Source organism: Pseudomonas sp. MWU349 (assembly GCF_017947325.1).
Classification (GTDB): domain Bacteria; phylum Pseudomonadota; class Gammaproteobacteria; order Pseudomonadales; family Pseudomonadaceae; genus Aquipseudomonas; species Aquipseudomonas protegens.
The window spans coordinates 1,411,587-1,423,557 of sequence record NZ_JAFEVP010000001.1 but is presented as its reverse complement, the minus strand read 5'-3'; the positions used below and the strand labels follow the sequence as shown (position 1 = coordinate 1,423,557).

Sequence of the window (11,971 nt, the reverse complement as noted above, 5' to 3'; positions counted from 1 at the left end):
GACTGAATTCAAGGTTGAATCAAAAGGTTGAGCGCAAAGTCTTGCAGTGCGGCGCTAAGCATCAGCTCTCTGTGGGGTGTGACTGCCACCGTGGAAAAAAGTCCATTCAGCTTTTGCTCCGAGGCGTCGAACGGTAGCTGCACCCGGGTATCGCCCCATATCGGCGCATCGATCAAGGGCGTTGCGCGATCCCCCAGCAGGCTGGCGACCTGCACCGGCACTATCACCACCGCCCGTTGTTCGCCGTGCTCGCGCATGAACGCCAGGACCCGCCCGGCATGCTGGCCAAGCACCTGCAGCGGCTGGTAGCGGCCCCGACGAAACAGCTCCGGGTACTGGCTGCGCAGGTTCAGGGTACGGGCGATCAGGGCCTGCTTGATGCGTCCGTCGTGCCACTGGGCCAGCCACTGGCGTGGTTCGCCGCCGCGCTCCAGGGCCGCCTGCCGGGCCGGGTAATCCACTGGCCGGCGGTTATCCGGGTCCACCAGGCTCAAATCCCAGAACTCGTTGCCCTGGTACAGGTCGGGGACCCCGGGCACGGTCATGCGCAGCAAGGTTTGCGCCAGGCTGTTGAGGGCGCCCGCCGGGGCAATGGCCCGGGCCGCCGCGGCAATCGACTGGCGTAATGCCAGGCCCTGGGGCGCCAGCAGCAGGGCCTGGACAAAGGCCTGCACGGCCTCTTCGTACTCTGCGTTGGGCGCCGCCCAGCTGCTTTGCAGCTTGGCCTCGCGCAGGGCCTTGAGCTGCCATTGCCAGATCCGCTCTTCATAGCCTTGCAGGGCCGCCTGATCCTCGGCCCCCAGTTCCAGGGGCCAACTGCCCAGCAGGGTCTGGTAAAGGATCAATTCGTCCCCCGCCGAAGGCGCATCCGCCTGCTGGCGCAAGGGCGCGGCCAGAGTGCGCCAGTGCTCTACCTGGGCGGCATACCAGGGGGCCCGTTCGCTGAGTACCGCCAGGCGCGCGCGGCTGTCCTCGCCTCGTTTGTGGTCGTGGGTGGCGCTGGTCAGCAGGTTGTCGGGGAAGCTGGCCAGGCGTTGCTGGCAGGCCGTGTGGAAGGCGGCGATCGGCGCACTGAACTGTTCGCTGTTAAAGCCCACATCGTTGCGTGCCAGCAGCACCGCCGAGCGGTAGAAGGCGGTGTCTTCCACGGCCTTGGCCGCGGCGGGCGAAGTCAGTTGCTGGAAACGCACACAGGCGTGGCGCAGCAGCTTGCGCCCACGGCCCGGAGGCTGCTGGCGCCAGCTTTGGCCGCCGAGCCAGCGCTCCAGGCAATCGAGCACCGGCCTGTCGGCCTCGCCCAGGCTCTGGCGCGCGCCATCCAGGGCCTGCTGGAATAACTGCTGGTCCTGCTGCCCGCGGCCACAGGCGCTGATATAGGTGCGGTACACCGGGAAGTGCACGATCAGTTCCTGCAAGGCGCGGCGGATGGCCCCCAGGGTCAGGTCGCGGCTCATCAGGTCCAGGCGCGCCACCTGCAGCAAGGCCTGGGCCACGCTTTCAAAATCGCTGGCCAGGGAGCCGTTGAGAATCTGCTGACGGGCCAGCAGTGCCTCTTCGGCGAACGCCGCGGGGCGCTGGCTGTGCCGGCTCCACAGTTGGGCCAGCACCGGCTGGCCTGCAGGGGCCTGCTGCAGCAGCGACAGCTGGTTCATGAACTCATAGCCGGTGCTGCCATCCACGCCCCAGTCGCGGTGCAGGGTTTCCCCGGCGCCGAGGATCTTCTCGACGTAGATCGGCAGGTGCTGGCCCGGGCGCAGGCGGTCGATCCGGCGCCGCAGCTTGCGGCAATAGCTGCGCGGGTCGGCCAGGCCATCGATATGGTCGATGCGCAGGCCATCCACCAGGCCACGCTGGATCAGCTCGAAGATCTTGCCGTGGGTGGCTTCGAACACCGCCGGGCGCTCGACCCGCAGCCCGCCCAGTTCGTTGACGTCGAAGAAGCGTCGCCAGTTGATGTCGTCGGCGGCGGTGCGCCAGCTGGCCAGGCGATAGCTCTGCTGCTCCAGCAGACGGTGCAGGCGCTGGAAACCTTCGTCGTGGCGTGAGTCGTAGCCTTGCAGGTGGGCGGTGACGGCCTGGTGCAGCGCCGGTTGCTGTAACAGCTGGCCCAGGGCCTGCTGCAGCGGTTGTGCCTGGGCGTGGGCGTCGCCGCTGAAACGCAGGGCGGCAAAGCTGTCGGCCAGGGGTTTGAGGGCCTGGGCGGCGTCCGGCGGGCCGGCCAGGCGCAGCAGCTCCCCGAAGTCGGCGGGGCAGATGGGGAAACAGTGTTCATAGTGGCGAACATGGAAACCGCAGCGGTCGTCGTCCAGCTGCAGTTGCAGGCTGCCTTCCTGCAAGGCCTGCCCATAGTCGCTGCCGAGGAAGGGCAGCAAGAGCTGGCCTTCCATCAGCGGGTCGGGGGAATGCCACTGGATATCGAAGAACTCACCGTAAGGGCTCAGGCGCCCCCATTGCAGCAGGTCCAGCCACCAGGGGTTGTCATTGCCGCCCACCGCCATGTGGTTGGAGACGATATCCAGGATCAGGCCCATGCCGTGCTGGCGCAGGGCATCCACCAGCCGTACCAGGGCCGCCTCGCCCCCCAGCTCGGGGTTGACCCGGGTGGGGTCCACCACGTCGTAGCCGTGCATGGACCCGGCCCGCGCGCAGAGCAGTGGCGAGGCGTAGAGGTGGCTGAGGCCCAGGCCGGCGAAGTAGGGCACCAGGGGCAGCGCATGATCCAGGGTGAAGCCCCGGTGAAATTGCAGGCGCAGGGTGGCCCGTGGCATGGGCGTGGTTGGCGGGCTCATCGGTCACGCTCCAGGGCCTGCTGTCGGGCGCAGGCCAGCAGTTCCAGGCGCCGCGCCGCGTCGCTGTCGTCCAGCAGGCACCGGCTGGCAGTGGCCAGGCGCCGGCGCCAGTTGGGGTGGCTGTCGAGGGTGCCGGGCAGGTTGGCCTGTTCGTCGATGCCCAGGGCGTCTTCCAGGGGCAGCAGCACCAGGGGCGCCCGGGTGTGGCCGAGGAAACGCACGCTGGCGTCCACCACCTGGTCGGCCTCGTGGCTTTCTTCGCGAAAGTTCTGCGGGTCCTGGGCCAGGGCGTGGCGCAGGCCGTTGCGTTCGTGCTGGCGATGTTCGCGCCAGTGCCGGGCCCCGGCTTCGTCCACCAGGCCCAGGCGCTGGTTCCAGTCGATGTCGCGGCCATGCCACCAGCCGTTGAGGGTCGGCAGGTCATGGGTGCTGGTGGTGGCCAGGGCATTGTCCGGCCAGTCAAGGATGGGTTTGAAGTGGCAGCCGTGGTCCTGTTCGAACAACAGCACACGCATGCCGAGCATGGCCCGGGCGGCGAGTTTTTCCCGCAGCCCGTCGGGCACTGTGCCCAGGTCTTCGCCCAGCACGATGGCCTGGTGGCGATGGGATTCCAGGGTCAGCAGGCGCAGCAGGTCGTCCACCGGGTAATAGAGGTAGGCGCCATCGCTGGGGGGCGCGCCCAGGGGAATCACCCACAGCCGTTGCAGGCCCATCACATGGTCGATGCGCAGGCCCCCCGCATGGGCGAAGTTGGCCCGCAGCATTTCGATGAAAGCGCGGAAACCATGGCGTTGCAGGCCTTCCGGGGAAAAGGCCGATATGCCCCAGCTCTGGCCCTGGCGGTTGAGGATGTCCGGTGGCGCGCCCACCGTCAGGTTGGCCAGTAACTGCTCCTGGCGGCTCCAGGCCTGGCTGCCGCCGCCGTCGGCGCCCACCGCCAGGTCGGCGATCAGGCCGATGCCCATGCCGCTGCTGCGGGCCGCGCTTTGCGCTCGCTCCAGGCTGCGGGCGATCAGCCACTGGCAAAAGGCATGGAAGCCGATTTCGTGGGCCTGTTCCTCGGCGAAATGAGCCAGGGCCGGGCTGGCCGGATCACGCCATTGCGGCGGCCAGTGACGCCAGTCCAGGTCCTCGCCACGGGCAGCGCGCTGGGCCTGGATGGCTTCGAAGCGGCAGTGGTTTTCCAGGGCTTCGCCGGCCGCCCGGCGGTAGCTGGCGAAGTCCTCGTGCAGCGGGTGCTCGCCCTGGCAGAAGCCTTCGTACAGCGCCCGCAGCGCCCGCAACTTGGCCTGGGCCGCCAGGGGCCAGTCGATCAGCGGCAACTGTTCCAGGTCCTGCAGTTGCTCGCCCAGGCCGCAGGCTTCGATGGCGGTGCGCCAGGCGCGGTCGCCGAGGATCGCGCCAGGGGCGGCATACAGGCTGTTGAGGAACAGCCGGCTGGAAGGTGAATAGGGGCTGTAGCGCAGCGGATCGCTGCTGAACATGGCATGCAGCGGGCTGATGGCCAGGGCATCGGCGCCGCGTTCGGCAGCCTGGCGCGCCAGTTCCTCCAAGGCCTGGGTATCACCGAAGCCGCCATCGCCGGGGTGGCGCAAGGCGTACAACTGCACGCTCAGGCCCCAGGCCCGCGGGGTGGGCTGGTGCACGGCGTCGGCTACGCTGAAGCAGCGTTCGGGGGCCACCGCCAGGACAAAGTGTTCGTCGTCGATGCTCACGGCGTGGTAACCCACCGGAATCGAGCCCGGCAGCCGGCTCTCGGCATCCAGGTCCAGGTGCAGCGGGCTGCCGTCCTCCAGCCGCAGGACACAGGCCGTGTGCGGGGGGAAGTAGCGCGCCAGGTCCAGGCTCTGGCCGTGGTCGGCGGTCAACAGCGGTGGCAGGTGTCGGCTCTGTTGCACCTCTTGCAATTGCAGCAGGCTCTGTTCGACCTGCTGCGGGTCTTCGGCCGGATGCCCCAGGCCGGCCAGGACAGCCCGCAGGACTCGGTCCTCGACCTTCTGGGCACGGCCGTTGGCATCGATCCAGTCCACTGCCAGGCCGGCGCGGCTGGCAAGCAGTTCCAGTTGCGCATCGCTCATAGGCATTCTCCATCTGGGTCGGTCGGGGAAGCGGTGGGGGCCAGCAGCACCAGCACGCTGTAGGCAGGCAGCTGGCCCTGGCACCAGTGCTTGAGGGTGTGCAGCGGGTATTCGAAGCACAGTTGCGGCGCAGCCTCGGCGGCCAGTTCGACCTGGTGCGGGCTGAGGTTGAGGTCGATGCGCAACAGGCTGCCGTCCCCCAGGCGCCAGCGCGCACTCAGGGCGCCTTCGGCCAGTACCTGGCAGCCCAGGGCCCGGGCGCCGGGCAGGCGCGGAACCAGCTCGCGGTGGCGGATCTGCAACAGGCTGCGGTACAGCGCGCGGGTGGCCTCGGCCTGCCGGGACTGGGCCCGTGGGCGCGAGGCCTGGAAGGTCGAGGCGGCGTTGGGGTCGGGAATGCGCTGGCGCTGCTCGGCGTCGGCAAAGGCACTGAAGGCGGCGAATTCGTTACGCCGGCCCTCGCGCACCGCTTCGGCCAGCTGGCCCTGGTGGCTGGTGAAGAACAGAAACGGCTCCTGGGCGGCCACTTCGTCGCCCATGAACAGCAGCGGAATCATCGGCGACAGCAGCAACAGCACCGTGGCCGCGTGCAGGGCCTGGGTCGGCGCCAGTTGGTTGAGGCGCTCGCCAAAGGCGCGGTTGCCGATCTGGTCATGGTTTTGCAGAAACAGCACAAAAGCGCTGGGAGGCAGGTGGCCGCTGGGTTCGCCGCGGGCCTCGCCATGTCGGTTGGCATGGCCCTGAAAGGCGAAACCCTGGCTCAGGCAGCGGGCCAGTTGCTCAGTGGGCTGCTCGGCGAAGTCGGCGTAGTAGGCGTCGGTTTCGCCGGTCAGCAGCACATGCAGGGCGTTGTGGCCGTCGTCGTTCCACTGTGCGTCGAAGCCTTGTTGCAGCAGGCTGGCCTGATTGAACTCGTTCTCCAGGTTGAGCCACACATGGCGATCGGGTGGCACTGCCTGGCGGACCCGCTGCGCCAGTTGCCGCAGGAAATCCGGATCGTCGATGGCGTGCACCGCGTCCAGGCGCAGGCCGTCGAAACGGTACTCCAGCAGCCACATCAGGGCGTTGTCGATGAAGAACTCGCTGACCTGCGGGCGGCGAAAGTCGATGGCAGCGCCCCAGGGAGTGTGCAGGTCCTGGCGAAAGAAGCCCTGGGCGTACTCCTGCAGGTAGTTGCCGTCGGGGCCGAAGTGGTTGTAGACCACATCGAGGATCACGGCCAGGCCCAGGCCATGGGCGGTATCGATCAGCGCGCGCAGCTCGTCGGGCGAACCATAGGAGGCTTCCGGGGCGTAGGGCAGGACGCCGTCATAGCCCCAGTTGCGTTCGCCGGGAAACTCCGCCAGGGGCATCAGCTCGATGGCGGTCACCCCCAGTTCCACCAGGGCCGGCAGGGCGTGCTGTACCGCCTGATAGCCGCCCATGACCCCCACGTGGAGTTCGTAGATCACCGCCTCGTGCCAGGGCCGGCCGCGCCACTGCGGGTGCTGCCATTGATAGCGCTCGGGGTCCACCACCAGGCTTGGCCCGTGGACGTCACCGAGCTGGGCCCGGGACGCCGGGTCGGGGACCTGGATCCGCTGGTCGATATTGAAACGGTAGGCGCTGCCCGCGGGGCAGCGCGCCTGGGTCATGAACCAGCCTTCGGGCTGGGGCTGCATGGGCAACGACTGGCCGTCCGCCAGTTCGACGCTGACGCAGCGCGCATCCGGCGCCCACAGGGCGAACCGGGTGTGCTCGGCATCCAGCAGCCGCGCGCCATGAGTCCAGGTGTGCAGCGTGCTTGAGGTCATGGGTCCTAGCCTCTTACTGTCGGGCGGCCTGTCCCAGGGCCTTGGCCACCAGTTGCTCGTAGAGTTCGGCGTAGGGTTCCACCGCCTTGCACCAGTTGAAGGGCGCGGCCATGGCCCGGCAGCGCATGGCATTGAGCAGCGCCGGGTAGGCGAACACCTTGAAGGCCCGGGTCAGGGCCTCCTGGTAGCTGGCCACGGTGGATTCGTCGAAGAGGAAACCGGTGACGCCGTTCTCGATGGTGTCCGCCAGGCCGCCGGTGTTGCGCGCCACCGGCAACGAGCCGAAGCGCTGGGCGTACATCTGGCTCAGGCCGCAGGGCTCGTAGCGCGAGGGCATCAGCAGGAAATCGCTGCCGGCGAACATGCGCCGGGCGTCGGTCTCGTTGAAGCCGATGTGCACCCCGATGCGGCCGGGGAAGCGCTGGGCGAGGGCACGCATGGACTGTTCTTCCTCCGGCTCGCCGCGGCCGATGATCGCAATCTGACCGCCTGACTGCACGATGAACTCGGCCACCGCTTCGGTCAGGTCCAGGCCTTTCTGGTAGACCAGCCGCGAGACCACGGCGAACAACGGGCCGTTGCTGGCGTCGAGGCCGAACATCTGCCGTACATGGGCGGCGTTGGCCGCCTTGCCGTCCCAGTCGCCGATGCTGAAAGGGTGCATCAGGTGGGTGTCGGTGGCCGCGTCCCAGCTTTCATCGATGCCGTTGGGGATGCCGCTGAGCAGGCCCTGTTGGGTCTTGCTGGCGAGAAAGCCGTCAAGCCCACAGCCGAAGGCCGGGGTGGTGATCTCCTGGGCGTAGGTGGCACTGACCGTGGTGATGTGGCTGGCGTAGGCCATGCCGGCCTTGAGGAACGAGAGCTTGCCGTAGAACTCCATGCCTTCCTGTTGCAGGGCATGCTCGGGGATGCCCAGTTCCGGGCACGAGGCCAGGCTGACCACGCCCTGGTAGGCCAGGTTATGAATGGTGAACAGGGTCGGCGTGCGCTGCCCGCGCCAGTGCATGTAGGCCGGCGCCAGCCCGGCGGGCCAGTCATGGGCGTGCACCAGGTCGGGGCACCAGTGGATCTGCGCCAGGTTGGCGGCGATATCCGCCGCGGCCAGCCCCAGGCGGGCGAAACGAATGTGGTTGTCCGGCCAGTCGCGGCCGTTGTTGGCGCCGTAGGGCGTGCCTTCGCGCTCGTAGAGTTCCGGGCAGATCAGCACGTAGATCACCAGGCCGTCGGGCATGTCCATGCGCCCGATCTTGCAGGCCGGCAGTGCGGCGTGGCCACCCAGCTCACCGATGATGTGGATCGGGTTCTCGCTATGCAGCACCTGGGGGTAGCCGGGGATCAGTACCCGCACATCGTGCAGGTGGGCCATGGCCCTGGGCAGGGCAGCGGAAACATCGCCCAGGCCACCGGTCTTCACCAGGTCGGCGATTTCCGAGGTGACGAACAGCACTCGCTTGCGGTTGGGATTGGGCCGCGCCAGCGGCAGCACCGTCTTGTTCCCAGGGACCGGAATCGAGGGGGCGGCGCGTTCGCCGGCCTGCTGTTGAGGGTGATCTCCCTGAGTGTCCAATACGGCGCTGATCATGTGTCTCTCCCGTTTTATTGATCTGTTCTGGTGTCTCAAGCGCCGCGCGTGGCCAATTCCTGTGGCCGGACGCAAACGCGCCACACGTCGATCAGCCTGCGCTGCGCGAGCGTGGAAGCAGAAAGGGTGGAGGAGCCGTTGCAAGGAATGCACCAGTGGCAGCGACCCTACCTTTAACCTGACCTTGGGCCGAAGCGAAAAGTTTCGACTTTTTCTCGGTGAATGTGACTGCCCGGTCACAGTGCGAAATTCAGTCTAGGACAGAACCTAGAGCGGTGCCGGGGGAGGTGGGCGTTTCCAGGGGTTGGCAGGGTGGGCAGCGAATGCGTCCCGACGAAAGGTCGGCCATGCACTGCCCGGGAGCAGGGCCGTTGCGGCCCGGGGGCGAAAATGGGGAGGGGCAGCCGTGGGCCGGTGCCGTTGTGGTGCGGCGCCGCCCAAAGATCGGACACTGGCGGGCTCCTGTGCCCAGCGTTGCTGCGAGGCGGGGAAAAGCTGCGCAGGATCTTGCCTGGCGATCGCCACGGGGGCTTTCAGTTGAGCAGGCGGATCGGCTGGCCAGCGTGCCAGGCTTGCAGGTCTTCGATCATCTGGCCGAAGAACTGCTGGTAATTCTGCCGGCTGACATAGCCGACATGGGGCGTGGCCAGAACATTGGGCAAGCGCCGCAAGGGGTGGTCGGCAGGCAAGGGTTCCTGGTCGAACACATCCAGCGCGGCCCCCGCCAGCCGGCCCTGTTCCAGGGCGGCAATCAGCGCGGCTTCATCGACAATCGGCCCGCGGGCGGTATTGACCAGCAGCGCCCCGGGCTTCATCCACGCCAGGGCCTGGGCGTCCACCAGGCCACGGCTGCGCTCGCTGAGCACCAGGTGCACCGAGAGCACATCGGCCTGTTCGAACAGTTGCTGCTTGTCGACAGGCGTCACGCCGGCCGCGGCCGCGCGTTCAGCGGTGAGGTTCTCGCTCCAGGCAATCACCCGCATGCCGAACACCTGGCCGAATTGCGCCACCCGTTGGCCGATGTTGCCCAGGCCGAGAATGCCCAGGGTCTTGCCGTGCAGATCGCCCCCCAGGCCTTGTTGCCAACCGCCTGCGCGCAGCGCGCAGGCTTCGCTCAGCAGGTTGCGGCTCAGGGCCATGAGCAGGGCCCAGGTCAGCTCCGGCGCGGCGTGCTTGTAGCTGTCGGTGCCGCACACCTGGATCCCCAGGGCGCTGGCCGCCTTGAGGTCGATGGCGGCGTTGCGCAGGCCGCCGGTGAGCAGCAGCTTGAGCTGGGGCAGGCTGCGCAGCAGGGTTTCATCGAACCGGGTGCGCTCGCGCATCACGCAGATCACCTGGAACGGTTGCAGGCGCCGGGCCAGGGTGGCGGGGTCTGCCGGGTAGTCGTGAAGGAAGCTGACCCGGCCGATGCTATCGAGCACCGACCAGTCCACTACCTCGCGCGCTACGTCCTGCCAATCATCGATTACCGCAATCTCTAGTGCCATGTTCGGGCTCCTGGCTCAGGGTTGCTTCAACCAGCCCAGCAGGGCCTGGTGGAAAGGCTCGGGTTGTTCCATTTGCGGTGCGTGGCCCAGCCCCGGGAACTGCACCAGGGTCGAATGGGGGATGCGCTGCGCCACCTGCCTGCCCAGCTCCTGGTAGTGGCCGATGCGCGCCTTGACCTCGGGCGGCGCGATATCGCTGCCGATGGCCGTGGTGTCGGCGGTGCCGATCAGCAGCAGGGTCGGCATCTTCAGGTCCTGGAATTCGTAGTACACCGGCTGGCTGAAGATCATGTCGTAGATCAGCGCCGAGTTCCACGCCACCAGGCGCTTGCCGGGGCCCTGGTTGAGGCCGGCGAGCATGTCCACCCAGCGCTGGTACTCGGCCTTCCAGCGGCCGGCGTAATAGGTCTGCTGCTCGTAGCGGCGGATACCCTCGGCGGTCTGCTTCAGCTCGCGCTGGTACCACTGGTCGACGCTGCGCCAGGGCACGCCCAGGGCTTTCCAGTCTTCCAGGCCGATGGGGTTGACCAGGGCCAGTTGCCGGACCTGATCGGGGTATTGCAGGGCGTAGCGGGTGGCCAGCATGCCGCCGGTGGAATGGCCCAGCAGGCTGACCTGGGTGACGCCAAGCTTTGCCAGCAGTTGATGGGTGTTCTGCGCCAGTTGCTGGAAGCTGTACTGGTAGTGTTCGGGCTTGCTGGAGGTACAGAAGCCGATCTGGTCCGGGACTATCACCCGGTAGCCGGCGGCGCTCAGGGCCTTGATCGAGCCCTCCCAGGTGGCGCCGCAGAAGTTCTTGCCGTGCATCAGTACCAGACTGCGCCCATTGGCCGGGCTCTGGGGCGGTACATCCATATAGCCCATCTGCAGTGCCTGGCCCTGGGACACAAAGCTGAAATGGTGCAAGGGATAGGGGTAGTCGAAGCCCTGCAGTTCGGGACCGTAGACCGGCGCCTGGGCGGCGAGGGCAGGCAGGGCCAGGGGCAGCAGCAAGGCACTGAGCCAGCCAGGGGTAGCAAGGGGCATAAAGACACTCCGCAAGGTTGCAGGCGATGCTGTAACGGCCGGATTAGGGCGACGTTAAGCCACAGGCAAATGGTAGGTGCCGGTTTGCCGGCAAGGGAGGCCCTGGGGCAGGTGGTGCCGGAGCGGGCGCTTTCGCCGGCAAGCCAGCTCCTGCGCGGTGGTGTGGTGATGGGGAGCTGCGGGCGCTCAGCCGATCCAGCCCAGGGTCAGCCACGCCAGCACGGCGTAGCGCGCGCCCTTGGCCAGGGTGACCAGCAGCAGGAAGCGCTTGAGGGGTTCGCCCATGACGCCGGCCACCAGGGTCAGCGGATCGCCGATCAGCGGCATCCAGCTCAGCAGCAGCGTCCAGTGACCATAGCGTTGGTAAGGCACCCGGGCTCGCTCCAGGTGACGGGGGCTGACCGGAAACCAGCGGCGCTCCTTGTAGTGTTCCAGGCGCTGGCCCAGCCACCAGTTGACCAGCGAGCCCAGGACATTGCCCAGGGTCGCCACCAGCCACAGCCCCAGCACGGCCAGTTGGCTGTTGTGCAGCAACCCCACCAGCAGCGCCTCCGATTGCAGGGGCAGCAGGGTGGCGGCGCCGAACGCCGCCAGGAACAGGCCGAAGTAGGCGCCGAAGATCAACGGGCCGGGTAGTCCGCGACGACCACGTCCTTGCCCTCGCGGGTCAGGCCGATGACCTGGAAGGCGTCGGCGCCCATGCCGTCCATTTCCATCCCGGGGGAGCCCATGGGCATGCCCGGGGCGGCGATGCCCAGCAGGTCATCGCGCTTGCGCAGGGCCTGCACCTGTTCGGCCGGCACGTGGCCCTCGACGAACTTGCCGTCGATCACCGCGGTATGGCAGGAGCCCAGGCGTGGGGCGACGCCGAGCCGCTGCTTGACCGCGCTCATGTTGCTTTCCACGTGGTCGGTCACGGCAAAGCCGTTGTCCTGCAGGTGCTCGATCCACTTTTTGCAGCAACCGCAGTTGGCGTCGCGGTGCACGTCGATGGGAATCAGTTCTCCAGCCTGGGCCAGGGAGCCGATCAGCAGGGCGGACAGGGCCGCCAGACGCAGTGAGGTGTTCATCGAAAGTCTCTTTGTCGCTGATCAATAAGGAAGGGTGGCATGGCCGGCCACCCGCGGTTGCACGCTCGGGGTGGTGCATTTTGCGGTTTTTTTCGCTGTCCGCTGCCGGCTTTTGTTTCAAGGTGATACCAAGGCCGGCCAGCGGT

Annotated in this window: 8 protein-coding genes; all 8 read right to left on the bottom strand. The window is 67.5% G+C overall.

Annotated elements, in window-relative coordinates; translation table 11 throughout:
• Positions 1–8: 8 nt before the first annotated feature.
• The 8 genes from KCG88_RS06160 to KCG88_RS06125 all read right to left on the bottom strand — a co-directional run bounded on the left by KCG88_RS06160 (position 9) and on the right by KCG88_RS06125 (position 11,825).
• Entirely contained in the window at positions 9–2,789 is a 2,781-nt protein-coding gene (locus KCG88_RS06160) for a malto-oligosyltrehalose synthase (protein ID WP_210711979.1), read from the bottom strand.
• Entirely contained in the window at positions 2,786–4,867 is a 2,082-nt protein-coding gene (gene malQ / locus KCG88_RS06155) for a 4-alpha-glucanotransferase (RefSeq protein WP_210711978.1), read from the bottom strand. The genes KCG88_RS06160 and malQ overlap by 4 nt, the downstream gene beginning before the upstream one ends.
• Positions 4,864–6,660: a malto-oligosyltrehalose trehalohydrolase gene (gene treZ, locus KCG88_RS06150; protein WP_047336725.1), complete on the bottom strand. Its 1,797-nt coding sequence runs from the start codon at positions 6,658–6,660 to the stop codon at positions 4,864–4,866. Before treZ ends, malQ begins: the two co-directional genes overlap by 4 nt.
• Positions 6,661–6,673: 13 nt before the next feature.
• Positions 6,674–8,242 (bottom strand): glycogen synthase GlgA, encoded by a 1,569-nt coding sequence (gene glgA, locus KCG88_RS06145; RefSeq protein ID WP_047286397.1) that lies wholly within the window; start codon positions 8,240–8,242, stop codon positions 6,674–6,676.
• Positions 8,243–8,775: 533 nt separating this feature from the next.
• Positions 8,776–9,729: a D-2-hydroxyacid dehydrogenase family protein gene (locus tag KCG88_RS06140; RefSeq protein ID WP_047286398.1), complete on the bottom strand. Its 954-nt coding sequence runs from the start codon at positions 9,727–9,729 to the stop codon at positions 8,776–8,778.
• A 15-nt stretch (positions 9,730–9,744) separates the two neighbouring features.
• Complete coding sequence (locus KCG88_RS06135) at positions 9,745–10,755, bottom strand: alpha/beta hydrolase (RefSeq protein ID WP_047286399.1); 1,011 nt, start codon at positions 10,753–10,755, stop codon at positions 9,745–9,747.
• A 186-nt stretch (positions 10,756–10,941) separates the two neighbouring features.
• Positions 10,942–11,379 carry a YqaA family protein gene (locus KCG88_RS06130; RefSeq protein ID WP_047286400.1) on the bottom strand — a complete coding sequence of 146 codons (438 nt, stop codon included), beginning with the start codon at positions 11,377–11,379 and terminating at the stop codon, positions 10,942–10,944.
• Positions 11,376–11,825 (bottom strand): DUF411 domain-containing protein, encoded by a 450-nt coding sequence (locus KCG88_RS06125; RefSeq protein ID WP_210711977.1) that lies wholly within the window; start codon positions 11,823–11,825, stop codon positions 11,376–11,378. Before KCG88_RS06125 ends, KCG88_RS06130 begins: the two co-directional genes overlap by 4 nt.
• Positions 11,826–11,971 lie beyond the last annotated feature (146 nt).

Bases quoted from the DNA above. Each gene is read 5' to 3' on its own strand.
- KCG88_RS06160 (WP_210711979.1), bottom strand. From the start codon at position 2,789: ATGAGCCCGCCAACCACGCCCATGCCACGGGCCACCCTGCGCCTGCAA.
- malQ (WP_210711978.1), bottom strand. From the start codon at position 4,867: ATGAGCGATGCGCAACTGGAACTGCTTGCCAGCCGCGCCGGCCTGGCA.
- treZ (WP_047336725.1), bottom strand. From the start codon at position 6,660: ATGACCTCAAGCACGCTGCACACCTGGACTCATGGCGCGCGGCTGCTG.
- glgA (WP_047286397.1), bottom strand. From the start codon at position 8,242: ATGATCAGCGCCGTATTGGACACTCAGGGAGATCACCCTCAACAGCAG.
- KCG88_RS06140 (WP_047286398.1), bottom strand. From the start codon at position 9,729: ATGGCACTAGAGATTGCGGTAATCGATGATTGGCAGGACGTAGCGCGC.
- KCG88_RS06135 (WP_047286399.1), bottom strand. From the start codon at position 10,755: ATGCCCCTTGCTACCCCTGGCTGGCTCAGTGCCTTGCTGCTGCCCCTG.
- KCG88_RS06125 (WP_210711977.1), bottom strand. From the start codon at position 11,825: ATGAACACCTCACTGCGTCTGGCGGCCCTGTCCGCCCTGCTGATCGGC.